This window comes from Rhodococcus sp. GA1 (genome assembly GCF_024321955.1).
Classification (GTDB): Bacteria; Actinomycetota; Actinomycetes; order Mycobacteriales; family Mycobacteriaceae; genus Rhodococcus; species Rhodococcus pyridinivorans.
On the sequence record NZ_CP097186.1, the window covers coordinates 1,416,170 to 1,438,682 of the forward strand.

26 protein-coding genes and 1 tRNA gene are annotated in these 22,513 nt (G+C 67.9%); 7 read left to right on the forward strand and 20 right to left on the reverse strand.

Going from position 1 to position 22,513, the window contains the following annotated elements:
• Window positions 1-90: 90 nt before the first annotated feature.
• Window positions 91-1,494 carry a sodium:alanine symporter family protein gene (locus tag M3330_RS06485; protein ID WP_006553808.1) on the reverse strand — a complete coding sequence of 468 codons (1,404 nt, stop codon included), beginning with the start codon at window positions 1,492-1,494 and terminating at the stop codon, window positions 91-93.
• A gap of 196 nt (window positions 1,495-1,690) precedes the next feature.
• A complete protein-coding gene (gene rsmI / locus M3330_RS06490) occupies window positions 1,691-2,578 on the reverse strand; it encodes a 16S rRNA (cytidine(1402)-2'-O)-methyltransferase (protein ID WP_051424886.1) in 888 nt (295 codons plus the stop codon).
• Window positions 2,579-2,607: 29 nt separating this feature from the next.
• On the opposite strand from rsmI, the gene M3330_RS06495 reads away from it, so the two are divergent.
• Window positions 2,608-4,179 (forward strand): dolichyl-phosphate-mannose--protein mannosyltransferase, encoded by a 1,572-nt coding sequence (locus M3330_RS06495; protein ID WP_255028849.1) that lies wholly within the window; start codon window positions 2,608-2,610, stop codon window positions 4,177-4,179.
• Window positions 4,180-4,210: 31 nt separating this feature from the next.
• Here the strand turns inward: M3330_RS06495 and M3330_RS06500 are convergent, their stop codons facing one another.
• From M3330_RS06500 to mscL (M3330_RS06520), 5 genes are all read right to left on the reverse strand, one after another.
• Window positions 4,211-5,011, reverse strand: a complete 801-nt coding sequence (locus M3330_RS06500; RefSeq protein ID WP_006553805.1) for a hypothetical protein — start codon at window positions 5,009-5,011, stop codon at window positions 4,211-4,213.
• Window positions 5,012-5,099: 88 nt separating this feature from the next.
• Window positions 5,100-5,546, reverse strand: a complete 447-nt coding sequence (locus tag M3330_RS06505) for a hypothetical protein (protein WP_255027754.1) — start codon at window positions 5,544-5,546, stop codon at window positions 5,100-5,102.
• Window positions 5,543-7,153, reverse strand: a complete 1,611-nt coding sequence (locus M3330_RS06510) for a BCCT family transporter (protein WP_006553803.1) — start codon at window positions 7,151-7,153, stop codon at window positions 5,543-5,545. The genes M3330_RS06505 and M3330_RS06510 overlap by 4 nt, the downstream gene beginning before the upstream one ends.
• Window positions 7,154-7,267: 114 nt before the next feature.
• Window positions 7,268-7,630 carry a GntR family transcriptional regulator gene (locus tag M3330_RS06515; protein WP_039583790.1) on the reverse strand — a complete coding sequence of 121 codons (363 nt, stop codon included), beginning with the start codon at window positions 7,628-7,630 and terminating at the stop codon, window positions 7,268-7,270.
• 12 nt (window positions 7,631-7,642) lie between these two features.
• Window positions 7,643-8,092, reverse strand: a complete 450-nt coding sequence (gene mscL, locus M3330_RS06520; protein ID WP_006553801.1) for a large conductance mechanosensitive channel protein MscL — start codon at window positions 8,090-8,092, stop codon at window positions 7,643-7,645.
• Window positions 8,093-8,242: 150 nt separating this feature from the next.
• On the opposite strand from mscL (M3330_RS06520), the gene arsC reads away from it, so the two are divergent.
• Window positions 8,243-8,590 (forward strand): arsenate reductase (glutaredoxin), encoded by a 348-nt coding sequence (arsC, locus tag M3330_RS06525; RefSeq protein WP_255027775.1) that lies wholly within the window; start codon window positions 8,243-8,245, stop codon window positions 8,588-8,590.
• A gap of 7 nt (window positions 8,591-8,597) precedes the next feature.
• Here arsC and arcA read toward each other — a convergent pair whose 3' ends face one another.
• The gene (arcA, locus tag M3330_RS06530) at window positions 8,598-9,809 is read right to left on the reverse strand and encodes an arginine deiminase (protein WP_006553799.1); all 1,212 of its coding nucleotides are present in this window, start codon (window positions 9,807-9,809) and stop codon (window positions 8,598-8,600) included.
• Between the two features lie 100 nt (window positions 9,810-9,909).
• Between arcA and M3330_RS06535 the strand changes: the two genes are divergently transcribed.
• Window positions 9,910-10,377 carry an FABP family protein gene (locus M3330_RS06535; protein ID WP_138841957.1) on the forward strand — a complete coding sequence of 156 codons (468 nt, stop codon included), beginning with the start codon at window positions 9,910-9,912 and terminating at the stop codon, window positions 10,375-10,377.
• A 61-nt stretch (window positions 10,378-10,438) separates the two neighbouring features.
• Here M3330_RS06535 and M3330_RS06540 read toward each other — a convergent pair whose 3' ends face one another.
• The 7 genes from M3330_RS06540 to M3330_RS06570 all read right to left on the reverse strand — a co-directional run bounded on the left by M3330_RS06540 (window position 10,439) and on the right by M3330_RS06570 (window position 15,857).
• Window positions 10,439-11,287, reverse strand: coding sequence for an SDR family oxidoreductase (locus tag M3330_RS06540; protein WP_024103196.1), 849 nt, complete (start codon window positions 11,285-11,287; stop codon window positions 10,439-10,441).
• Between the two features lie 182 nt (window positions 11,288-11,469).
• Window positions 11,470-11,613, reverse strand: coding sequence for a hypothetical protein (locus M3330_RS06545; protein ID WP_153811617.1), 144 nt, complete (start codon window positions 11,611-11,613; stop codon window positions 11,470-11,472).
• 101 nt (window positions 11,614-11,714) lie between these two features.
• Window positions 11,715-11,787: transfer RNA gene (locus M3330_RS06550), tRNA-Ala, on the reverse strand.
• Between the two features lie 163 nt (window positions 11,788-11,950).
• Entirely contained in the window at window positions 11,951-12,769 is an 819-nt protein-coding gene (gene glpR / locus M3330_RS06555) for a gephyrin-like molybdotransferase receptor GlpR (RefSeq protein WP_024103194.1), read from the reverse strand.
• A 256-nt stretch (window positions 12,770-13,025) separates the two neighbouring features.
• On the reverse strand, window positions 13,026-13,661 hold the full coding sequence (locus M3330_RS06560) for a GNAT family N-acetyltransferase (RefSeq protein ID WP_255027780.1): 636 nt from the start codon (window positions 13,659-13,661) through the stop codon (window positions 13,026-13,028).
• A complete protein-coding gene (glp, locus tag M3330_RS06565; protein WP_019288788.1) occupies window positions 13,661-14,914 on the reverse strand; it encodes a gephyrin-like molybdotransferase Glp in 1,254 nt (417 codons plus the stop codon). The genes M3330_RS06560 and glp overlap by 1 nt, the downstream gene beginning before the upstream one ends.
• Window positions 14,915-14,945: 31 nt before the next feature.
• On the reverse strand, window positions 14,946-15,857 hold the full coding sequence (locus M3330_RS06570) for a UTP--glucose-1-phosphate uridylyltransferase (RefSeq protein ID WP_006553794.1): 912 nt from the start codon (window positions 15,855-15,857) through the stop codon (window positions 14,946-14,948).
• A 61-nt stretch (window positions 15,858-15,918) separates the two neighbouring features.
• Between M3330_RS06570 and M3330_RS06575 the strand changes: the two genes are divergently transcribed.
• The 4 genes from M3330_RS06575 to mscL (M3330_RS06590) all read left to right on the forward strand — a co-directional run bounded on the left by M3330_RS06575 (window position 15,919) and on the right by mscL (M3330_RS06590) (window position 18,279).
• Window positions 15,919-16,521: a 5-formyltetrahydrofolate cyclo-ligase gene (locus tag M3330_RS06575; RefSeq protein ID WP_255027783.1), complete on the forward strand. Its 603-nt coding sequence runs from the start codon at window positions 15,919-15,921 to the stop codon at window positions 16,519-16,521.
• An 84-nt stretch (window positions 16,522-16,605) separates the two neighbouring features.
• A complete protein-coding gene (locus M3330_RS06580; protein ID WP_255027786.1) occupies window positions 16,606-16,893 on the forward strand; it encodes an FmdB family zinc ribbon protein in 288 nt (95 codons plus the stop codon).
• Between the two features lie 103 nt (window positions 16,894-16,996).
• Window positions 16,997-17,722, forward strand: a complete 726-nt coding sequence (locus M3330_RS06585; protein WP_039583554.1) for an SAF domain-containing protein — start codon at window positions 16,997-16,999, stop codon at window positions 17,720-17,722.
• A 125-nt stretch (window positions 17,723-17,847) separates the two neighbouring features.
• On the forward strand, window positions 17,848-18,279 hold the full coding sequence (gene mscL / locus M3330_RS06590) for a large-conductance mechanosensitive channel protein MscL (RefSeq protein ID WP_006553790.1): 432 nt from the start codon (window positions 17,848-17,850) through the stop codon (window positions 18,277-18,279).
• A gap of 89 nt (window positions 18,280-18,368) precedes the next feature.
• Here mscL (M3330_RS06590) and M3330_RS06595 read toward each other — a convergent pair whose 3' ends face one another.
• The 5 genes from M3330_RS06595 to M3330_RS06615 all read right to left on the reverse strand — a co-directional run bounded on the left by M3330_RS06595 (window position 18,369) and on the right by M3330_RS06615 (window position 22,448).
• A complete protein-coding gene (locus M3330_RS06595) occupies window positions 18,369-19,001 on the reverse strand; it encodes an MspA family porin (RefSeq protein ID WP_255027796.1) in 633 nt (210 codons plus the stop codon).
• A gap of 53 nt (window positions 19,002-19,054) precedes the next feature.
• On the reverse strand, window positions 19,055-19,870 hold the full coding sequence (locus M3330_RS06600; protein ID WP_255027798.1) for an MspA family porin: 816 nt from the start codon (window positions 19,868-19,870) through the stop codon (window positions 19,055-19,057).
• Window positions 19,871-20,444: 574 nt separating this feature from the next.
• Window positions 20,445-20,654, reverse strand: coding sequence for a hypothetical protein (locus M3330_RS06605; RefSeq protein WP_006553787.1), 210 nt, complete (start codon window positions 20,652-20,654; stop codon window positions 20,445-20,447).
• Window positions 20,655-20,661: 7 nt separating this feature from the next.
• Complete coding sequence (locus tag M3330_RS06610) at window positions 20,662-21,159, reverse strand: molybdenum cofactor biosynthesis protein B (protein ID WP_006553786.1); 498 nt, start codon at window positions 21,157-21,159, stop codon at window positions 20,662-20,664.
• Between the two features lie 74 nt (window positions 21,160-21,233).
• Window positions 21,234-22,448: a S1C family serine protease gene (locus M3330_RS06615; RefSeq protein WP_198040599.1), complete on the reverse strand. Its 1,215-nt coding sequence runs from the start codon at window positions 22,446-22,448 to the stop codon at window positions 21,234-21,236.
• Between the last annotated feature and the right edge of the window lie 65 nt (window positions 22,449-22,513).

Below are 22,513 nucleotides of genomic sequence, written 5' to 3' on the forward strand. Positions count from 1 at the left end.
ACTGACGAGGGGTAGTTCCGGGTCGGCGTGGAGGCATGCTCCACATACGTTCGGCCCCGCATCACGCGGGGCCCTTCGCGTATCCCCGGCCTACTTCACGACGTCGGGATCGTCCGTCGCGACGGGGCTGTTCAATAGATACGGATCGCGATCCAGGTAGGCCTTCGTCTCCCGCGCGATCAGTCCCGACAGCACCAGCAGACCGATCAGGTTCGGCAAGGCCATGAGGCCGTTCATCACGTCCGAGAAGTTCCAGACCACCTCGAGCTGGGTGGTGGCACCGATGAACACCACGATCACGAAGATCGCGCGGTAGGGCACCACGCCGCGGCGACCGACGAGACGCTCGACGCACCGCTCGCCGTAGTACGACCAGCCGAGGATCGTCGAGAAGGCGAAGAAGACGACCGAGATGGCAACGATCCAGTGACCCCAGTCCCCACCGAGGCCGTCGGCGAAGCCGGCCGATGTCATCGCGGCGCCCTGCTCGCCGGACTCCCAGGCTCCGGTCGTGACGATGACCAGACCGGTGAAGGTGACGACGATGATCGTGTCGATGAACGTCTGGGTCATCGACACCAGGCCCTGACGCACCGGGTGGGTGGTCTGGGCGGCCGCGGCGGCGATCGCCGCGCTGCCCATGCCCGACTCGTTCGAGAAGATGCCGCGCGCCACGCCGTAACGCAGAGCGATCATGAAGACCGATCCGATGAAGCCACCGGTGGCCGCCGTGCCGGTGAAGGCATCGGTGAAGATGAGCGCGAAGGCATCGGGGATCTGCGTGAAGTTGACCGCGAGGACGATGATGCCGGCGCCGACGTAGAGGAGGATCATCGCGGGCACGAAGCCGGCGGTGACCCTGCCGATGGACTTGATGCCGCCGAGCAGGACTGCCGCGGCGAGCACGGTCATCACGATGCCACTGAGCCAGGTCGGCACACCGAAGGTGCCGTCGAGCTGGGTGGCGACGGTGTTGGCCTGGGTCATGTTGCCGATGCCGAAGCTGGCGAGCACGGCGAACACCGCGAACAGCAGGCTCAGGACGAGACCGGCCTTGTTGGGGATGGCGCGGGCGAGGTAGTACTGCGGACCACCGCTCTGCTCACCCTTGGCGTCGGTCGTGCGGTACTTCACGCCGAGGAACGCCTCGGAGTACTTGCTGGCCATGCCGACCAGGCCGGTGACCCACATCCAGAACAGCGCGCCGGGCCCGCCGAAGTAGATCGCGGTGCCGACACCAGCGATGTTGCCCACGCCCACCGTCGCGGCGAGCGCGGTGGTCAGTGCCTGGTACTGGGAGATGTCGCCTTCGGTGGCGCCTTCGTCGTGGCGGGTGATCAGACCCAGCCGCAGTGCGGGCCACAGCTTGCGGAACTGGATGCCCTTCAGCCGAATCGTGAGCACGAGGCCCGTGCCCAACAGCAGCGGGATGAGCAGGTACGGCCCCCACACCACCCCGCCCACCTCGACGAGGAAATCGTTCACCGAATCCATCCGCGTCCTCCTGATCGTCCGAAGCCCCCGACAGCGTCCGACCGGCCGGTGCCGGTGACGTCTGCGCTCGGGACCCGGCAGAGTCTAGGCTTCCGTGGCACGCAATGTCCCCGGACCCCGCGGCGCGTCCGATATGCGTTCTTCTCGATCGGTGGGCGGCAGGCCGCGTCAGTCGCGACGCGCTTCCAGCACCGCGTCAGTCGCGACGCGCTTCCAGCACCGCGTCGTACAGTTCGCGCTTCGAGACCGTCGCACCGGACGACGTCGACGCCGCTTCGGCGACGACGGCGCAGGCGTCCTTCAGCCGCATCCCGTCCTCGACCTTCCGTTCCACCTCGTCGACGAGGTCGACGGGGTCGGTGGCCACGGCAACCGCCCCTTCGAGCACCACGGTGATCTCACCGCGCGCGCCCTCGACGGCCCACTCGGCGAGTTCGGCGAGCGTGCCGCGGCGCACTTCCTCGTAGGTCTTGGTGAGTTCGCGGCAGACGGCGGCGCGACGGTCACCGCCGAGCACGTCGACGGCGTCGGCCAGACAGGCCGCGAGCCGGTGCGGTGCCTCGAAGAACACCACGGCGCGAGGCTCCTGGACGAGCGTGCCGAAATACGCGCGTCGCTGGCCCGGTTTGCGGGGTGGGAACCCGTCGAAGCAGAACCGCTCGACCGGCAGGCCCGACAGGGCGAGGGCGGTGGTCACGGCGGACGGACCGGGCAGGCAGGTCACCGGCAGACCGGCCTCGACGCACGCCGCGACGAGCCGATAGCCGGGATCGCTCACCGACGGCATGCCCGCGTCGGTGACGAGCAGGACGGTGCGGCCCTCCTCGATGTCGGTGACCAGGCCCGGCAGTCGCGACACCTCGACCTGATCGTAGAAGCTCACGACCCGCCCGGTGATGGTGACGCCGAGCGCCGCGGCGAGTGCCTTGGTGCGCCGGGTGTCCTCGGCGGCGATGACGTCGGCGGTGCCGAGAGCGTCGCGGAGACGCGCCGAGGCGTCACCGATATCTCCCATCGGAGTGGCGGCCAGCACGAGCCGGCCCTCTCCCGGATTCGCGCCGTGGACCGGTTTGGCTGCCTGCATACGGCTCAGCCTACGATCGGAACGTGACCGTGACGGACCGCAGCCCTTCACAGGCCCCCGGCCGTGGTCCGTCGGCAGCGCAGGATCGTCGCCTCATCGGTCCCGGCCCGTTGGTGCCCGGACCCGAGCCCCTTCCGGAAGATCGGGCGCGCGGCTGGATCGTCACCGCCTTCGTCACGGCGCTCGCCGCGATCACGCGGTTCACGATGCTCAACTACCCCACCGATGCGAAGACGCCGGTGTTCGACGAGAAGCACTACGCACCGCAGGGCTGGCAGGTGCTCACCGGCGGCTGGATCGAGGACAATCCCGGCTACGGGCTCGTCGTGCATCCGCCCGTCGGCAAACAGATGATCGCGCTCGGCGAGGCACTGTTCGGATACACCGCGTGGGGTTGGCGTTTCTCGGCCGCTGCGGCCGGTGTCGTGCTCGTCCTGCTGGTCGTGCGGATCGTGCGGCGGCTGACCCGCTCGACGATGCTCGGCGCGATCGCCGGTCTGCTGCTCGTCGTCGACGGGGTGACCTTCGTGTCGTCCCGCCTCGGCATGCTCGACATCTTCCAGGCGGTCTTCGTCGTCGCGGCCTTCGGATGCCTGATCGTCGATCGCGACGATGTGCGTTCCCGCATGGCGAAGGTGCACGCCGAGGGCCGTGTCCTCGACAGTGTGTGGGGTCCGCGTTTCGGGGTGCGCTGGTGGCGCTTCGGTGCGGGCATCCTGCTGGGTCTCGCGGTGGGCACCAAGTGGTCGGGCCTGTACTTCATCGCGTTCTTCGGGCTGATGTCCGTGGCCTTCGACCTCGCGGCGCGTCGCGCGTACCGGGTGCAGCGACCGTGGATCGGGACGGCCCTGCGCGACATCGGTCCGGCGCTGTATGCCCTCGTGCTCGTCCCGCTCGGGGTGTACCTGTCGACCTACTGGGCGTGGTTCGCGAGCGAGACCGGCGTCTACCGTCACGCGGTCGGCTCGCGGATCGGCCACGACGGGATGTTCTCGTTCGTGCCCGACGCGCTGCGGTCACTCTGGTACTACAGCGCGAGCGTCCTGGAGTTCCACTCCGGCCTGACGAACTCGGCCGGCAACCAGCATCCCTGGGAGTCGAAGCCGTGGACGTGGCCGATGGGCCTGCGTCCGATGCTGTACTACTTCGCCGACGGTGAGCGGATCAGCGGATGCGACGCCGAGCAGTGCGTCAAGGCCGTGATGCTGATCGGAACGCCGGCGCTGTGGTGGGTGTCGGTGCCGGTGCTCGGATGGGGACTGTGGCAGCTGCTCGTCCGCCGCGACTGGCGGTGGGCCGCGGTGCTCACCGGATACGGCGCGGGGATCCTCCCGTGGTTCGCGAGCCTCGACCGGCAGATGTACTACTTCTACGCGGTGCCGATGGCGCCGTTCCTGGTGATGGGTGTCGCGCTGGTGCTCGGCGACATCCTCGGGTCGCCGCACGCCTCGACGGAACGACGGACGACCGGGCTGCTCGTGGTGTGCCTGTATGTCGGGCTCGTCATCGCGAACTTCGTGTGGTTGTGGCCGATTCTCACGGCGCTGCCGATCACCCCGGAGCACTGGAACGACCAGCTGTGGCTCCCCAGCTGGCGCTGAGCGGAGCGCAGTCGCTCGTCCCGAGGAGAGCTCAGTTGGGTTCGTCGAGCACGCTGCCCTCGGCCAGCTCGACGTCGCGGTCCCTGTCGGAGCCGTAGCGGATGCCGTCGAAGCGGCGCTCGAATCGCTCGTCGACGACCGTGAGGAAGCCCTTGAGTCGTTGGAGCAGCTCGGACAGGTGGCGGGGCACGAACGGATCGCCGAGCAGGTCGACGGTGGCGACAAGCCGGTCCTCGACGAGCACCACCTTGATGTGCGGCCACGTCCGGTTCAGTTCGGTGAGCTCGGCGAGCGCGTGGGTGCGACCGCCGGTGGGCGCGGCTCCCGGGGTGTCGTCCTCGGGGATCGCGTGCAGCAGCGGTGCCCACAGCCGGATGCTGCCGTCGTCGTCGATCACGACGAAGACCACATGGGAGTCGAGGACGACGACGAAGTCGCCGTCGGCGTCGACCGGCACAGGGCGGCCGAGGGCGTGCGCGAGCGCATCGCTCACGCGTTCGCGGAGGTCGCCGAGGGCTGAGGGCGGGTGTGCCTGCAAGAAGGCCGGATGCGGCACCTTCCCGCGACCGCGCAGCACCGACACGATGTGCCGGGCGAGCGTGTCGGCCTCGGACACGGGCCTGGTGACCGGCTCGGATCCGGTGACCTCGATCGTGGCGTGTCCCCCGGCGCTCGCGAGCACCCGCACGCAGGCCGCGGGCCCCGAGGCGGTCTCGGCGTGCAGTTCGAAGGCGTCGGGTCCGGCGAGTTCGGAGATGCGCCGGGCCAGTTGCGAGGCGTAACGGGACCAATCGCGGTCGAGGGCCTCGTCGAATCGGTCGGTGTCGGTCACGCGCACTCCTCTCGAAGAGCAACTGCCGGGCAGGCGACACCGTACTCGGGGTGGGCGACAACTCACCGCAGGCACGCGGCGTCGTGTGTCACCCGTGATGCCGTCGTCCGGCCGCCGCCGACACCGCGACTCGCGATCCGCGTTCGAGGATGTCGACGATCGCGAATCCTGCCCGTGCGAGAACGGTGCTCACGGTCATCGAGACGGTTCCGGTGTCCTCCCCCGGTCCTGCCCCGTCGATCACCCACAGTTGTCCGTCGTCGGTCAGCAGCGGCGCGAGGGCGGCCGCGGCGGCGGTGTCCTCGCGGAGGTCGGGGATGTCGAGTGCGTAGATGCGGTCGAACTTCTCCCGCTGCGCGAACTCGTGGGCGCGGGTCACCGAGGGTGCCACGCGCACGCGGCCGTGGGGACCGACGTTCTCGGCGACCACGTCGGAGGCGGGCCCGGCGTCGATCGCGAGGACGGACGTGCCCGGACGCGCATCGAGGACGTCGAGCAGGAACTCGACGTCCGCGATGTGGGACCGCTCGGTCATTCGACCTTGCGCAGTGTCCGTTTCCTGCGCCCGCCCGTGATCAGGGGGTCGCGCTGCAGATCCCGGTACAGCGACACGCACAGACCGATCATCACGAGGAGGAAGGGAGCTGCCGCGATGATCGTCATCGTCTGCAGGGCGTTGAGGGCTTCCTCGCCGCCGCTCCACAGCAGCAGGGCCGCGACACCGCCGGTGAGTCCGCCCCAGAAGACCACGACGCCGCGATTCGGCGCGAGGGTGCCGCGTTGACTGAGGCTGCCCATCACCATCGACGCGGAGTCCGCTCCGGAGATGAAGAAGATGGCGATGAGGAGCATCGCGACGACCGTGGCGATGCCGGTGAGCGGGAGGTTGCCGAGCACCCCGAACAGCTGTCCTTCGACGCTGTCGGCACCCGCGATGTCCAGGCCGTCCAGCTGCTGTCCGATACCGGCGCCGCCGAACACCGAGAACCAGATGAGGCTGACGAGGCTCGGGACGAGGATGACACCGACGATGAACTCGCGGATGGTGCGGCCGCGGCTGATGCGGGCGAGGAACATGCCGACGAAGGGCGCCCACGAGACCCACCACGCCCAGTAGAAGATCGTCCAGCTCGACAGCCACTCACCTGCGGCCTCGTTGGAGGCGGCCGTGCGCGCCGACATGCGGGCGAACTCCGCGGCGTAGGCACCGAGGGTGGTGGGCACGAGGTTGAGGATGAAGACGGTGGGTCCGAGCACGAACACGAAGATCGCCAGGATCGCGGCGAGCACCATGTTGATGTTCGACAGATATTGGATGCCCTTGGCGACACCCGTGACCGCGGAGGCGATGAACGCGAGCGTGAGCAGTGCGACGATCGCGACGAGCAGCATCACTCCGGCCGTCTCGAGCCAGCCGGTGACCTCGAAGCCCGAGCCGATCTGCAGCGCGCCCAGGCCGAGCGACGCCGCGGTGCCGAACAGGGTCGCGAACAGGGCGAGGATGTCGATGACCTTGCCGAGCGGACCTTCGGCCCGGCGTCCCAGCAGCGGGATGAACGCCGAGCTGATGAGCTGCTTGCGACCCCTGCGGAAGGTGCCGTAGGCGATGGCCAGACCCACCACGGCGTAGATCGCCCAGGGATGCAGGCTCCAGTGGAACATCGAGGTCGCCATCGCGACGCCGGTGCCGCCGGTGCTGCCCGGTGGCGGCTCGACGAAGTGCGAGAGCGGTTCGGCGACACCGAAGAACATCAAGCCGATGCCCATGCCGGCGGCGAACATCATCGAGATCCAGCTGACGGTGCGGAACTCCGGCTTCTCGTCGTCCTTGCCGAGCGGAATGCGGCCGTATCGGCTCACCGCCAGCCAGAGCGCGAAGAACACGAATCCGCTCGCCGTGAGCACGAACAACCAACCGAACTCGACGACGATCCAGTCGAGGATGTTCCCGGTAACGGTCCCGAAATTGTCGGTGGCGGCCAGGCCCCACACCACGATCGCCGCGACCAGCGCGGCAGCGACTCCGAAGACCACTTTGTCGGTCTGCGGCGGATGCGCCGCGGACGCGGCTACTTCAGAAGCACGGGCGCCCGAGACCTCGTCGATCTCCTCGGACCCGGGCCGATCACCAGGGACATTCATGCGAACAAACCTTGCAAGTTTCGGGCGCCTGCGGAGCGGAATCGTCGAACCCGAGAAAATCATCACATTCCGGACGCGCCGTGCATTCTCTGCACGAACCGGAAGATCGGCAGGTCAACCCGCGCGCAGGGCGGCCGAGACGAACTCGAGGATCTCCTCGTCGGACATCCCGAGTGCCCTCACCTCGGTGACGTACTCGTTGGTGGATCGCTGGGCCCGCGTGCGGGTGGGATCGCCCGTGTCGGCGACGAACGTCCCCGCCCGCCCCCGGGCCTCGAGCACACCCACCTTCTCGAGTTCCCGGTAGGTCTTGGCGACCGTGTTCGGAGCGATGCCGAGGGTGTCGGCGAGGCCCCGGACGGTGGGCAGCTTGGTACCAGCGATCAGCTCACCATCGTGGACCAGGTCGACGATGCGTCGCCGCAGTTGCTCGAACGGCGGGACGGGCGAATCTGGATCGATGGCGAGGTCGAGCATTCTCGCAGGTTATCAGCGCTCGGTGACCTTGACGGGCGCTTCGGCCGAGGGCACCTCGGCAGGGGCGTGGTTGTAACTCCCGGTCTCGAGCAGGTCGCGGATCTGGATGAGCAGATCGGTCTCGCTCAGCGGCTCGTCCTCGGGCTCCTTCTCCGGCGCGAAGCGGGCCTTGGCCGCGTTGACCGGCACGATGAGCACGAAGTACACGACGGCCGCGATGATCAAGAAGTTGATCGCCGCGGAGATGACGGCGCCCAGGTTGACGAAGGTCGCGTCGTTCGACGAGAGCAGGCGGAAGCCGAAGCCCATCTCATTGTCGCCACCCACGGCAGCGACCAGCGGGTTCACGATGTGATCGGTGAACGCCGTGACGATGGACGTGAACGCCGCGCCGACGACCACTGCGACGGCGAGTTCGACGACGTTTCCGCGCAGCAGGAAATCCTTGAAACCTTTGAGCATCGTGCTTCGTGCCTTTTCTGGTGAGAACTCGAAAAACTTCAGTTCGCGGAGATCGTAGTAACGCTGCCCACCGGCTTCAACAGGGACGAATCGGGCAACACGGCGGCGGGTGGCAGCGGGTTACGGATTGCGCCGGGGCAGAATCGGGCCATGGCAACCACGGCGACGATCTATCACAACCCACGCTGCAGCACGTCACGCAACACTCTGGCGTTGCTGAAGGAGAACGGACTCGAACCCACGGTCATCAAATATCTCGAGACTCCGCCCTCCCGAGACGAACTGCAGGCGCTGCTCGATGCGGCAGGTCTCACACCGAGTCGAGCGATCCGGAAGAAGGAACCGCTCTACAAGGAGCTGAACCTGGCCGAGGCGTCCGAGGACGAACTGCTCGATGCGATGGTCGCGAATCCGATCCTCATCGAGCGTCCGCTGGTCGTCACCGACAAGGGCACCGTGCTCGCGCGTCCGGTCGACAAGGTGCGCGAGATCCTCTGACGAGGAGTTACAGGACCGCCCGCGAGAGCGGGCACGACATGCATCGTGGACCGCCGCGGCCGGAACCGAGTTCCGACCCGGCGATCCGCAGTACCTCGATCCCCGAATCCTCGAGGCGGGTGTTCGTCTCGACATTGCGTTCGTAGGCGACGACGACGCCGGGCGCCACGGCCAGCGTGTTGTTCCCGTCGTCCCACTGCTCACGCTCGGCGACAACGGAATCCAGACCGGTGTCGATGACACGCAGTTTCTCGATCCCCATCGCGTCGGCGGCGGCCTCGAGGAAGGGGCGCGGCCCCGAGATCTGCACCGCGCCGTTCTCGCGGTGGATGGCGAACGCCTGGAGGCTGTCCCGGATCGCCGGGTACATCACCACCGCGTCGACGTCGACCATCGTGCACACGGTGTCGAGGTGCATCGACGCCCGGCGCTGCTCGATCGGGACCGCCAACACGGTGTGCGCGAGCTCGTCATCGAAGACACTGCGCGCCAACGCTTCCGCACCGGCCGGACTCGTCCTCTCCCCCACCCCCACGGCGACGACGCCGGGCGCGAGGAGCAACACGTCGCCACCCTCGACGGGCGCGGTGTGCGATTCGTACGCGCGTCGCACGTGGAGGAATTGCGGGTGAAAGGCGTAGATGAGGTCGGTGAGGCTGGTCTCGCGCCGGCGCGCGGGCAGCGCCAGATTGGGGATCGCCACGCGCGAGCCGATCCAGAAGGACGAATCGCGCGTGAAGAGCAGGTTCGGCAGCGGTGCGATCGCGAAATCGGAACCGTGGTGCATCAGCCGCACGAGGGACGGGGCAGCGCCGTTGCCCACCGCGGGCAGTTCGTCGAAGGTCATGCCCGCGATGAGGATCCGGGCGAGCTCGGCAGCGGGCAGGGCACGCAGATGGCCCGTCAGCTCCTCCGCGAGCGCATAACCGAGACGCTGTGCGTCGACGGCCGACGACACGCTTTGCACCCGCGCGGCGCCACTGGCCTCGAGTGTCTCGGTGAGCAGGTCGGCCAGCAGGAACACCTCCACCCCGCGGCTGCGCAGCAGCTCGACGAAGGCGTCGTGTTCCTCCTGGGCGCGCGCCACCCACGGCAGGGCGTCGAAGAGCAGCTGGTCGTTGTTGCGGGGCGTGAGGCGTTCGAGTTCGGCACCGGGCCGGTGCAGCATCACGGCGCGGAGTTCACCGACTTCGGACTCGACACCCCAGCGATGACTCATATGCTCACGGTATCGCGCAGGACGGCGGCATCCGGGTCGGGCGCGTCGAATACGGCGGCAACGATTGCGAAGAACACACCGAGAACACGAGGGAGATTTCATGGCCGACGACCCGCTCGGGTGCCTGGCACCGTTCGCCGGGCGCTGGACCGGAGGTGGCGACGGCCACTACCCCACCATCGACGACTTCGCGTACGACGAGACGATCGAGTTCGCCACCATTCCCGGAAAGCCCTTCCTGATGTACGTCAGCCGTACGCGGCACCGCACGGAGGGACGCCCGTTGCACACTGAGAACGGCTACCTGCGCCGCAGCGGCGACGACGTCGAACTGCTCGTCTCGCAGCCCACCGGGTTCGTCGAGATCCAGCGGGCCCGGCCGGAGGGCGGCGTGCTGGACTTCACCACCCTCACCCTGGAGCGCTCACCCGACGCCAAGCCCGTGCACGAGGTCCGGCGGCGTTTCGAGGTCGACGGCGACGTGCTGGTCTACGACTTCTGGATGGCCCACGCCGACACCCCTCTGACGCATCATCTGCACGCCGAGCTGCACCGCGCGCCGGAATGATTCAGGTGGTTCCGGCCCCGCCGAGCGGTATCGGATCCACTGAATCATGTCGCGCCGAATTTCATTTGGTGCCGACGACGCGACGGAAGTAGTCGTTGGCGGCCTGCATGACGAGGTTGTAGGGCGGCGCGAACTTACGCGCCCACCAGTAACCGAACCGGGTGTCGAAGGACGTGTAGACCATGAAGCGGTTCTTCAGGATGCCGGTGACGATGCGCTCGGCCACCTTCTCGGGAGTCGCGGCGTGGCGGACGAACCGTTGGGTGAGTTTGCGGACCTCGGGACGATCACGGTCGACGCCGACGATCTGCACGGTGTCGACGAGCGGTGTACGCACGGCCCCCGGGACGACCAGCGAGACACCGATGCCGTCGCGCTTGAGGTCGAACCGCAGCACCTCCGACACTCCCCGCAGACCGAACTTGCTTGCGCTGTAGGCGGCGTGCCACGGCAGGGCGAGCAGCCCGGCGGCCGAGGAGACGTTGACGATGTGCCCGCCGCGACCGGCCTCGATCATGGCCGGCACGAAGTTCTCGATGACGTGGATGGGCCCCATGAGGTTGACGTCCACCATGAGCTTCCAGTGCTCGTGCTGCAGCCGGTCGACGGTGCCCCACACCGACACTCCGGCGACGTTGGCGACGATGTCGAGCGACCCGCACGCCTCGTGCACGTCGCGGGCGAAGGCGGTGACGGCCTCGTAGTCGGAGATGTCGAGGGCGGCCGAGTGCAGCACGGTGCCGCCGCGTTCACGAACGCTGCGGACGACCTCGTCGAGGGCCTCCTCCTGCAGGTCGGTGAGCACCAGCCGGGCCCCGCGATCGGAGGCCGCATGGGCCAGGGCGCGGCCGATTCCGCTGGCCGCGCCGGTCACAAGGAATTTGGTTCCGCGCAGGTCGGTGATCGCCATGGCGACACCCTAGCCTCGCCGTGACGACTCGACGCTCCGGCGCGCCACGGACGAACCGGATGCGCCGGAGCGAAGCGACTTGTGTGTCCGAGCGAAGCGACTTGTGTGTCCGAGCGAAGCGACTTGTGTGTCCGAGCGAAGCGACCTGGGAGCCGGAGTGTTGGGCTCCGGCGGATGGAAACTCAGAGCCGCTGGGCCATCTCCTCCTGGTATTGCCGAATCGTGCGCTCGATCATCTCGACATCGTCGTGGCGATTCTCGCTGCGCGCGAGGTCGGCGCGCTCGCGCAGTACCCGGATCGCCCGACGCAACTCGTCGTCACTCATCCTGTGGTCCATGCCACACAGTCTGCCGGGTTCGGCGTGGACCCGCCAGCGAATGGCCCTGCATACGACGAAAGCCCCGCCGAGGGCGGGGCTTTCAGGGGTGGAGCTGAGGGGAATCGAACCCCTGACCTCTTCGATGCGAACGAAGCGCGCTACCAACTGCGCCACAGCCCCGTAGGTTCCGAGGGAACCGACTCGCAAACTCTAGCAAACCACCCCGTCCATCACGAAATCGGAGTGTCGGCGCAGGTGACGGGCGATTTCACGGCCTGCTCCGAAGCCGGGTCGGGGCCCGCACAGATTCGGTGCGGGCCCCGCCGTAAGCGTCGCAGGACGATCATTCCCCCACTGCGCGGGGAACGACGTAGTCGCCGGACTCGTCGTCGCCGTCGCTCGCTCGGACGTCGTAGCCGTGGTCGATGCCGTAGTCGTCCTCGTAGCGATCGAGGTGCTCGAACTCCGGATCCTCGTCGTCGACCTCGAGGACCACGGCCCCCGGGCGACGCAGGCGCTGCGGAACGTCGTCGTGGCCGCCGCGGGCCCCCGCGCGGGACCGTTGCAGTCGCGCGAGGCGACGCCGCCGGATCTCCTGCTCGAGATGCACCTGGCGCCGCAGGTAGAACAGATAGGCGACGAGGGCCACGGCCGCGAGACCGGCGAGCCACCACATGACCGACGAGACGATCAGGGCGAGCGCCGAGGTCATGATCGCGGCGATCAGCAGGCCGAGGACGGCCCGCTGCCGGAATTCGTATCGTGCGGCGCTGGCGACCGCATCGGCGTGCGGGTCGAATCCGCCGCGGCCCCGGCGTTGCGGTGCGTGTGCGCGCACGGGCTCACGATCGGGTGCTGCTTCGTGGTGGACGTCGGCCTCGTCGGAATCGATCTCCGGCCTGTCGTCGAGTTCAGTGTTCATGCGGTCCTCCGCGGGGGTGCGGTGCGTGCGGTCACGACTCGGACGCCAATGAGGATCGCTGCGGTGCCCGGCGGCCGGCCCTCGAGGGGTGATCGGCTCGTCGTCTCCGCGGTGCAGAACTCGAGTTGCGAGCGCGGCGTCGGTCGTCTGCCGGATTCGAGGACGCTTCGTGACCAGCATGGGAACCAGAACGAACAACCACACGGCAACGAGCCCGATCCACAGAAGCGAGTTCGGCATCCGGTGGTCCTCCCTCCAGTCGTCGCCCTACCAGCCCGTCGACGCCACCGACCTACATGAGGCTAACGGCATCACCGCGTTTACCTGTACAGAAACGCCGACTCGATCGACAACAGACGTCACTCGAGTCACGCGAAACCAATTGACACTTTCTTCACTCTAATCACAGAGATCCCACACGCGCTGGGGATTGTTACTCGAGTTGCGAGTAACCTGCGTTACATAGCGGACGAACCCGACTCGAGACGGAAAGCGATCAAGACCAGGTCGCGCGACCGGCACGGACGAGGCGATCCGAGACCGAGCCCGGCACCTCCTCGACCGTCATCGCGACCAGCAGATGGTCGCGGAACCGGCCCTGGACGTCGAGGTAGCGCTTCAGCAGACCTTCCTCGCGGAAGCCGACCTTGCGCAGCACCGCGCGACTGGCCTCGTTCTCCGGGCGCACGGTGGCCTCGACGCGGTGCAGCCCGACCGGGCCGAAGCAGTGGTCGAGGCCCAGGGCGACGGCGGCGGTCGCGACACCGAGGCCGTTGACCTCCTTCTCCACCCAATAGCCGATCCAGGCCGAGCGCAACGCTCCGCGCACGATGTTGCCCACCGTCAGCTGCCCGCAGAATCTGCCGTCCAGCTCGATGGCCATCGGCAGCATCAGGCCCTTGCGGGCCTCCGAGCGCAGACTCCGGTAGAGCCCCGGCCACACCGAGATGTGGTGCCGCATGTCCCACGGCGCCTCACCGGTCGGTTCCCACGGCTCGAGATGCGCGCGATCACGCAGACGCAGACGGCTCCACGCCGCGGCGTCGCGCAGTCGGATCGATCGGACGGTCACCACGCCCCCTGCCACCCGCAGCGGCCCGAGCTCCGCCGGCCAGCCGGGATGACGGGACATCAACCACGCTGCCCGAGGAACGCCACGTCCACCGGGTCTCCCGTGCGGATTTCGGAGACCTCGGGATCGACGATGACGAGACAGTTCGCCTCGGCGAGGGTGGCGAGCAGATGCGACGACGAACCCGCGGCGCCGCCGAGCGCCTGCACGAGATAGTCGCCCGTCGTTTCGTCGCGCATGAGCCGGCCGCGCAGGAAACCCTTGCGATCGGGGATCGAGGTGATGGGGGCGACCGTGCGTGCCGAGACCACGCGGCGCATCGGCTGGCGACGGCCGAGCGCGATGCGGATCAGCGGCCGGACCATCACCTCGAAGACGACGAGCGCGCTCACCGGATTGGCGGGCAGCAGGAAGGTCGGCACCTCGTCGCGGCCGAGACGTCCGAAGCCCTGGACCGAGCCCGGATGCATCGCGATCCGCTCGACGCCCATCTCGCCGAGATCGGACAGCGCCTCGCGGACCTCCTCGAGCGCGCCGCCGCCCACGGCCCCGGCGATCACGACGATCTCGGCGCGGATCAGCTGACCCTCGACGACCTCGCGCAGCCGCTTCGGGTCGGTACTGGCGATCCCGACCCGGTTGACGTCGGCTCCGGCGTCACGCGCGGCCGCGGCCAGCGCGTAGGAGTTGACGTCGTAGACCTGTCCCGGCCCCGGGGTGCGGTCGACGTCGACGAGTTCGCCGCCGACGGAGATGACCGACAGTCGCGGGCGCGGATGGACGAGCACCTTGTCGCGGCCGACCGCGGCGAGCAGACCTACCTGGGCGGCCCCGATGATCGTCCCGGCCCGCACTGCGATGTCGCCGGGCTGGACGTCGTCGCCGGTGCGGCGCACGTAGTCGCCGGACCGCACCGGTTCGAGCACCTTGATGCGCGCGGCACCGCCGTCGGTGTTGTCGAGCGGCAGCACCGCGTCGGCGAGCGTCGGCAGCGGCGCACCGGTGTCGACGCGCACCGCCTGACGGGGCTGGAGACGGATCGGCTGACGCGAACCGGCACGCACCTCGCCCACGACCGGCAGCGTCACCTCGGCGGGCGCGGACCCGCCGTCGGTCTCGGCCGGGGCTTGGAGGTCGACGCTGCGCACGGCGTAGCCATCGATCGCCGCCTGGTCGAATCCGGGTAGGGGTCGCTCGGTGACCACTTCCTCCGCGCACAGCAGACCCTGCGCCTCGGAAATGGCCACCCGGACCGGCCGGGGTGCGACTGCCGCCGCCGTGACCCTGGCCTGCTGATCCTCAACCGACCGCATACCGCTTCTCGTCCTCCAGCCCGTCCTGCAGTCAGCGCTTCAAGCGCTCGATGAGCCACTCGCGCAGCGAGGGCCCGTACTCTTCCGTGTTCAACGCCGAGTCAACCGCAGCGCGCAGATAGCCCCCGGGATTTCCGAGGTCGTGTCGGGTGCCGCGGTGCACCACCACGTGAACGGGGTGGCCCTCGGAGATGAGCAGGGCGATCGCGTCGGTGAGCTGCAACTCTCCCCCGGCTCCGGGCTCGATGCGACGCAGTGCGTCGAAGATCGCCCGGTCGAGCAGGTATCGGCCGGCGGCGGCGAAGGTCGACGGTGCGTCCTCTACGGCCGGCTTCTCGACCATGCCGAGTACCTTGAGCACGTCGGGGTTGGCGGCGTCCGGCACGACCTCGACGTCGAAGACGCCGTACGCGCTGACCTGTTCCTTGGGCACGTCGATCGCGCACAGCACAGAACCGCCACGCTTGGCGCGGACGCGCTGCATCGTCTCGAGCACGCCGACCGGCAGCACGAGGTCGTCGGGCAGCAGCACGGCGATCGCGTCCTCGTCGGGATCGAGCGCCTCTTCGGCGCACGCCACGGCGTGACCGAGGCCGAGCGGCTTCTCCTGGACCACGGACTCGACCTCGAGCAGCCCCTGGGCCTTGCGGACCTTGGCGAGGAGCTCGTACTTGCCCTTCTCCTCGAGCTTGGACTCGAGGACGAGGTCCTCGACGAAGTGCGCGACCACGCCGTCCTTGCCCGGCGCCGTCACGATGAGAAGGCGTTCGGCGCCCGACTCCGCGGCTTCACCCGCCACGAGCTCGATGCCGGGCGTGTCGACCACCGGCAGGAGTTCCTTCGGAACCGTCTTGGTTGCGGGAAGGAACCGCGTCCCCATACCTGCTGCGGGGACAACCGCGGTCTTGAAATGCCGCGTGCCTCCGGTCGTACTGTTCGTCATAGACTCCCACCCTAAACTTCGGCCACCGAGGACGGTGGTTCGGCGATCGTAAGGCGCAGACATGCCCCCACCCCCGAAAGCGGTCTGGCGTGACCGCATTCTTACAGCTCGGCGCGAGCTGAGTGCTGCGAGGCGCAGAATCGAGGACACCGCGCTCGCCACGGTGGCCTCGACGCTGGCCCCGGCGGGGTCGATGGTGTGCGCATATGTGCCCGTGGGTTCGGAGCCCGGATCGATCGCGCTCCTCGACGCTCTGACCGAGGCCGGAACGACGGTGCTCGTCCCGGTGACCCGCACCGGCGAACCGTTGTCATGGGCCCGCTACATGGGCGAGAAGACGCTGATGGCGGCCGATTTCGGGCTGCGCGAGCCGGGTGGTGAGATCTTCCCGCCCGAGACGGTGGCGAAGGCTCACACGGTGCTCGTCCCCGCCCTGGCGGTGGACGCGCGGGGCGTGCGGCTCGGCCGCGGCGCCGGCTTCTACGACCGCACCTTGCACCTCGCCTCACCCGAGGCCGTGATCATCGCGGTGGTCCGCGATGAAGAGCTCGTCGACGAACTCCCCGAGGACCCCCACGACATCCGTATGGGATGGGCGCTGACACCCGGGAAAGGGCTGGTCCGGCTCGGTAGCGGCGACCGTGCGGAACAACACACTCCCTAGCGCTGTTGGCACTGTCGGCGGTAGAGTGCCAAAACTGCAGTACGACCAATACTGCGGTTCGACGAACTGGCGGAGGATCAACCGGTGCCCACCTACTCATATGCCTGCACGGCCTGCGACAACAAGTTCGACATCGTGCAGTCCTTCAGTGACGACTCCCTGACCGAATGCCCGCAGTGCGAGGGCAAGCTGCGCAAGCTCTTCAACTCGGTCGGCATCGTGTTCAAGGGCAGCGGCTTCTACCGCACCGACTCCCGCAGCGGCAGCACCGCGAGCGAATCCGCGTCGACGAACTCGACCAGCTCCTCGTCGAGCGACAGCAGCTCGTCGTCGAGCAGCACGTCCTCGGCTCCGGCGGCCGCCGCGAGCTGACCTCCGGACTCCTTTGTCCACAGGCGGTCGAGTCATCCACAGACCGCCGTCTCCGAGGGTTCATCGGGGCCGACAGAGCATCCCCACCTTCTAGGTTCGGGGCATGCCCGTCGGCCCTTTCTCGTTCCTCCAGCGTGAGCGCGCGCATCCGCACCACTCGCGCTCCTCTGCGGGTGCCTCGCTGCAGCCCACCTTCCCCGACCGGTTCGTCGAACTCCTCCGCCCCGGCTGGTCGCGCATCGTCCGGGCCCGCCGGATCGCGGCCGGACTCCTCGCCGTCCTCGCGGTGATCCTCGCGCTGCGCGGCGACCCCGACACCGATCGTGTGGGTGTCGTCGTCGCGGCTCACGATCTCGCGCCCGGGCACACCCTCACGGCCGACGACGTCGCGCACGTGGAGCGCGATCGGTCCACTGTGGTCGCCGGGACCCTGCACGACGTCGACGACGCCGTGGGCCACACTCTCGCCGGCCCTGTGCCGGCCGGTGAACCCCTCGTGGACACCCGCCTTCTCGGTCCTCGTCTCGCCGCAGTCGCCACCGGCTCCACCGAGGCCCGCGTAGTGCCCATCCGCCTCGCCGATGCCGGGGTGAGCGAACTGCTCCGTGAGGGCGACCGCGTCGATGTCCTGACGGTGACGGAGACCGAAGAGGGACCCCTGCCCGGCGCCCACGTCCTCGCTCGGGGTGCAGTGGTGGTGCTGGCCGAATCCGGCGGCTCGACGCGGGATCGGAACGAGCGGGTCGTGCTGGTCGCGCTGGAGCCCGAACCTGCCACGGCGGTCGCGGCGGCGTCACTCGTCAGTGCTCTGACCGTCACACTGCACTGAGCATCCGCTCGTTTCCCCAGCGCAATCGCCACCCGTAACCGACCTCGCGGTTTATCGTGTGAACGTCCGTGTGACCTACCTCATGTGCGCGGCTCCGGCGGACAGGCCGCGAAAAGGAGCACACCATGCTGAAGGGCTTCAAGGACTTCATACTCAGGGGCAACGTCCTCGATCTCGCCGTCGCCGTCGTGGTCGGTGCGGCGTTCACCGCTATCGTCACCGCCTTCACCGCGAACATCATCGAGCCGCTCATCAGCGCGGTGGGCGGCGACAACGAGATGGGCTGGGGCTTCGAGATCGTGAGCGGCAACCCGGAGACCTTCGTGAACATCGGCGCGGTGATCTCCGCGATCATCAACTTCATCATCATCGCCGCGGTCGTGTACTTCGTGCTCATCGTCCCCGCCAACGCGGCGAAGAAGAAGTTCGTCACCGAACCGGAGGACAAGCAGGCCAGCGCCGAGGACCTGCTCATCCAGATCCGCGACATCCTCGAGGCACAGGCCGGCCAGGCTACTCAGGGCGCTCACGCCAAACCCAACCCGGGCATCGAGTAGGTGGTCGACGACGAAAAAGACCGGGCCCGCTCGAGATTCGAGCGAGCCCGGTCTTGTCGTGCTGTGTTCGGCCTGAGCCGGACGTCTACTTAGACGGTCCAGGGAGCGCCGTAGGTGGTGACGTTGTCGCCGTTGGCCGTGATGGCGCGGACGAACGGACGGACCTGGACGGCGCCGAGGACGCCGGAGGCCGTGCCGTGGACGTTGGAGAACTGAACGGTCTTGAAATCACCGTCGAACTCGCCCTCGGCGACGACGAGCTCCTCGATGCCCGGAGCCGGGGTCAGCTCGAGCTCGGCGTAGGCCTGCGGGAGGATGTCGGTAACGGTTGCGCCGACAGAGTCGCTGATGTCGAGCTCCAGCTGCGGGGTGGAGTAGGTCACGCCGATGGCACCGTCGATGCTGCCGGCCCACGCGAACTGGTAGCCGAACTGGAAGGTGGTGCCCTCGGCGTCGGCTGCGCCCTCACCGAGGAGGTTCGCGGTGCCGCGGCCGTTGTGGAAGAACTCGCGGTTGAACGGGCTGCCACCGAGGGCCGGAACACCCTGGATGAAGGTGTCTTCCTGGGTCACGACGACCTCGAGGCCGTCGGAGATGATGCGGTTCTGGTCGTTGACCTCGGCCGAAGCGGCGCCCGAGGCACCGAGCACCAGACCGAGGACGGCGGCACCGGCGACGGTGGCGTTACGAGCGGCCTTGAAGCCACGCGACTTGATTCCCATGATTACTCCGTTTGTGGTGGTGGGGATTTCTTGCGGGATGGCGCGGAGCAGGACTAGAGGGTCCAGACCTGGCCGTAGGTGGTGACGTTGTCGCCGTTCTCGGTGATCACACGGACGAACGGACGGAGGGAGACCGGGCCGATGACGCCTGTAGCGGCACCGTGGACGTTGGCGATCTGAACTTCCTTGAAGTCACCGTCGAACTCACCTTCGGCGACTACAACCTCTTCGATACCAGGAGCCGGGGTCAGCTCGATCGCGACCGTAGCCTGCGGCAGCAGCCCGGACGTTTCGAGGGCGTCCTCGGCGTACGGCTCAGGGCTGGTCTTCCCATTCGGGACGAACAGCGGGTCACCCTTTTCGGTGCCATCTGTTGTCGCGGGGACGCGGTCCTCTGCTTCGACAACGTTGCCTTCGTAGTCGATGTACTTACCGTCGTCGTTGGTATTCCACACCTGGTCGTAGAGAGGCACGTTCTTGACACCTCGCACTGCACCCAGCTCGACCTGCGGACTGGTCCAGTTGAAGCCGAGCGCGCCGTCCACCGAAGCGGTCCACGCGACCTGGTAGCCGAACTGGAAGGTCGAACCCTCGAAGTCCGCCGCCTCGGGGCCGACGATGTTGGCGATGCCGCGGCCGTTGTGGAACCACTCACGGCTCAGCGGGCTTCCGCCGATCGGGGGCACACCGTTGATGAAGGTGTCCTCCTGCGTGACGATGACCTCGTGGCCGTTGGAGACGATCCGGTTCTGGTCGTTGACCTCGGCACCTGCGGCGCCGGCCGATCCGAGAACCAGACCGGCCACAGCAGCTGCTGCCACCGTGGCGTTGCGGGTGGCCCGGAAGCCACGTCGCGTCTGAATCTTCATGAATGCCTCATCCGTTCTCTGCGTGCCGGGTTGCGCACCGCGTCCGACAACAAGTGGTCGCCCTGTCGCCCGCGGGCCGCTGTCCACAGCGAACACACCGGCGGATCACCCGTCGGTGTGTCGGTACGTCCATCGTCCGCACGGTTTTGCTTTACCGATTCGTGACCGAGCCCAGGCCGTGAAGCCTGGGCTCGACCGGTTTGAACCTGAGAGGGAGATTAGACCGTGACCATTCCTGGAGCAACGCCTAGCTTTCGTAACGCTCCGGTATAGGCGCGGTGCAGGCCACACGCCCAGCGATTCACCGAAGCGGACAAATCGGACACTTTTCGGGGTGGAATATGCAACCCGGGATTACACGTACATGACCCGTCCACCGCCACATCGGCGCAGGTAGAAGCCACATATTCAGTGCACCGGGAGCGCAGGACGAAATGCCTTCTGTGACTGGAAACACAGATTCAAAAGATCGCGCGGACCAGATGGAGATGAACGGACCGTTGCGGCGACGTTTCGTTGCGGTCGACAACGGGTTGGAATCCGGTTGAGCGCAACTCGACATCAGTGATACAGATCACCCACCGGAATGGTGTGGAGGCACCTGCCTGCGCAGCCATTCATCCGAGTCGCCACCGCCGGAGTCGTTCTCGCCGCGTTCGTCGCGTGTCGTCTCGGGAAGTACATCCCCGAAGATGCGCGCCAGCCGTGCCCGGTCGATCCGGGCACGGCTCTGCTGCTGCTCGCCGGTCACCTCGTCGTGCGAGGGATCACGGTCGTCGGACACGGCGTCGTCACTCCTCCATCCAGGACAACTCTTCGATGACGTGCGCGGCGAGAGGCAACAACGTCGCCATCCCGTCGCGGATGGCGGGACGCGACGACGCGAGGTTCACCACGAGCGTCGATCCGGAGACTCCCACGAGACCGCGGGAGAGGCCGGCGTCGACGGCGCCCGACGCCAGGCCCGACGAACGCAGCGCCTCGGCGATGCCGCGGATCTCATGATCGAGTACGTCCTCGGTCGCGTCGGGAGTCACATCGCGCGGGGTGACACCGGTGCCACCGACGGAGATCACCAGGTCGACGCCGCCGATCACTGCGGTATTGAGTGCATTTCGGATCTCGACCTCGTCGGCAGCGACCGTGACGACACCGTCGACGGCGAAGCCACCTTCGACGAGAAGCTCCGTGACGAGCGGACCCGCGGAGTCCGGACTGTCGCCGTGGGAGACGCGATCGTCGACGACGACGACGAGTGCGCGGCCTTTTCTGGGAGCTTCGAGTTCCATGAGGTCCACGGTAGTTTGCGGCTCGAAAGCATGCGGCTCTTGTACCGGAATGTGAGCTATGTCCATGTCGTTCCTCATCGTCCGGCCGAATCCGACGCAGTCACCACGTCGACTGTGGTCTCGTTGCCGTCGGGCGTCTTGTAGGTGATCTTCACGGTGTCCCCCGGCGCGCGGGAGCGGATCGCGGCGATGAGCGAGTCGCCGTCGGTCACGACCCGATCGTCGATCCGGACGATGATCGCGTTGTCGGGGATTCCGGCTCGGTCGGCCGGCCCGTCGGGCACGACCTCCACGACGCGCGCACCGTAGGCGTCGTCCCGGGACGGAACCTGGACACCGATGATCGCGTGCGTCGCCTTACCCGTGTCGACGAGCTCCTGCGCGACACGCCGGGCCTGTTCGACGGGGATCGCGAAACCCAGGCCGATCGAACCCGACTGTCCGCCGGCCGTGGCGATCGCGGTGTTGATGCCGACGAGGCGGCCTTCCATGTCGACCAGCGCACCGCCGGAGTTGCCGGGGTTGATCGCCGCGTCGGTCTGGATCGCGTCGATGACCGACGCCTGATTGGCGTTGTCCCCGCTCGTGGACACGGGCCGGTTGAGTGCGGACACGATGCCCGCCGTCACGGTGCTCTGCAGTCCGAGCGGTGATCCGACGGCCACGACCTCCTGGCCTACCGCAAGATTCTCCGAACTACCGAGTTCGATGGGAGTGAGATCGGTGCGCCCTTCGGTCCGGATGACAGCGATGTCCGACACCGCATCCGCACCGACGACCGTCGCCGGCGCGGTGGACCCGTCCGAGAAGAAGACCGTCAGTTGCGCCCCCTGACCTCCACCCGCCACGACGTGGTTGTTGGTGAGGATCAATCCGTCCGACGACAGGACCACGCCCGACCCTTCACCCGCGCCGGTGCGTCCTGCGACCTCGATCCGCACGACGCTCGGCACGACCTTGTCGGCGACGGCCTGCACGCTGCCCTCGGGGGCAGCGGCGACCGACTGGGTATCGGGCTTCGGAGCGTCGAGGGAGTTGACGACCGGTCCGGACGAATCGCGCACCGACCACGCGCCGACCGCGCCACCGATGCCGCCGCTCACCAGCGCGAGCGCGATGGCCCCCACGGCGAGGGCGGAGCGACCCGGCATCCGGCCAAATCCTGCGGTCGGTGGCGGAGGTGCCGACTGCTGGGGTGTCTGCGGGTAGGGGCCGGTGTATCCGCCGGGGCCGTACGGATGGGGTTGCGGTTGCGGTGCTCCCGCGCCGCGGGTGGGGTCCTCACTCATTCGTCACTTCACCTTCGTCCGCCGGGGCCACCGGACGCATACGGGTCGACGTCGGCGTGCGGTGG

Excerpts from the sequence above, each read along its gene's own strand:
- M3330_RS06485 (WP_006553808.1), bottom strand. The coding sequence starts at position 1,494 with ATGGATTCGGTGAACGATTTCCTCGTCGAGGTGGGCGGGGTGGTGTGG.
- rsmI (WP_051424886.1), bottom strand. The coding sequence starts at position 2,578 with ATGCAGGCAGCCAAACCGGTCCACGGCGCGAATCCGGGAGAGGGCCGG.
- M3330_RS06505 (WP_255027754.1), bottom strand. The coding sequence starts at position 5,546 with ATGACCGAGCGGTCCCACATCGCGGACGTCGAGTTCCTGCTCGACGTC.
- M3330_RS06510 (WP_006553803.1), bottom strand. The coding sequence starts at position 7,153 with ATGAATGTCCCTGGTGATCGGCCCGGGTCCGAGGAGATCGACGAGGTC.
- M3330_RS06515 (WP_039583790.1), bottom strand. The coding sequence starts at position 7,630 with ATGCTCGACCTCGCCATCGATCCAGATTCGCCCGTCCCGCCGTTCGAG.
- mscL (WP_006553801.1), bottom strand. The coding sequence starts at position 8,092 with ATGCTCAAAGGTTTCAAGGATTTCCTGCTGCGCGGAAACGTCGTCGAA.
- arsC (WP_255027775.1), top strand. The coding sequence starts at position 8,243 with ATGGCAACCACGGCGACGATCTATCACAACCCACGCTGCAGCACGTCA.
- arcA (WP_006553799.1), bottom strand. The coding sequence starts at position 9,809 with ATGAGTCATCGCTGGGGTGTCGAGTCCGAAGTCGGTGAACTCCGCGCC.
- M3330_RS06535 (WP_138841957.1), top strand. The coding sequence starts at position 9,910 with ATGGCCGACGACCCGCTCGGGTGCCTGGCACCGTTCGCCGGGCGCTGG.
- M3330_RS06540 (WP_024103196.1), bottom strand. The coding sequence starts at position 11,287 with ATGGCGATCACCGACCTGCGCGGAACCAAATTCCTTGTGACCGGCGCG.
- M3330_RS06545 (WP_153811617.1), bottom strand. The coding sequence starts at position 11,613 with ATGAGTGACGACGAGTTGCGTCGGGCGATCCGGGTACTGCGCGAGCGC.
- glpR (WP_024103194.1), bottom strand. The coding sequence starts at position 12,769 with ATGCCGAACTCGCTTCTGTGGATCGGGCTCGTTGCCGTGTGGTTGTTC.
- M3330_RS06560 (WP_255027780.1), bottom strand. The coding sequence starts at position 13,661 with ATGTCCCGTCATCCCGGCTGGCCGGCGGAGCTCGGGCCGCTGCGGGTG.
- glp (WP_019288788.1), bottom strand. The coding sequence starts at position 14,914 with ATGCGGTCGGTTGAGGATCAGCAGGCCAGGGTCACGGCGGCGGCAGTC.
- M3330_RS06570 (WP_006553794.1), bottom strand. The coding sequence starts at position 15,857 with ATGACGAACAGTACGACCGGAGGCACGCGGCATTTCAAGACCGCGGTT.
- M3330_RS06575 (WP_255027783.1), top strand. The coding sequence starts at position 15,919 with ATGCCCCCACCCCCGAAAGCGGTCTGGCGTGACCGCATTCTTACAGCT.
- M3330_RS06585 (WP_039583554.1), top strand. The coding sequence starts at position 16,997 with ATGCCCGTCGGCCCTTTCTCGTTCCTCCAGCGTGAGCGCGCGCATCCG.
- mscL (WP_006553790.1), top strand. The coding sequence starts at position 17,848 with ATGCTGAAGGGCTTCAAGGACTTCATACTCAGGGGCAACGTCCTCGAT.
- M3330_RS06595 (WP_255027796.1), bottom strand. The coding sequence starts at position 19,001 with ATGGGAATCAAGTCGCGTGGCTTCAAGGCCGCTCGTAACGCCACCGTC.
- M3330_RS06600 (WP_255027798.1), bottom strand. The coding sequence starts at position 19,870 with ATGAAGATTCAGACGCGACGTGGCTTCCGGGCCACCCGCAACGCCACG.
- M3330_RS06610 (WP_006553786.1), bottom strand. The coding sequence starts at position 21,159 with ATGGAACTCGAAGCTCCCAGAAAAGGCCGCGCACTCGTCGTCGTCGTC.
- M3330_RS06615 (WP_198040599.1), bottom strand. The coding sequence starts at position 22,448 with ATGAGTGAGGACCCCACCCGCGGCGCGGGAGCACCGCAACCGCAACCC.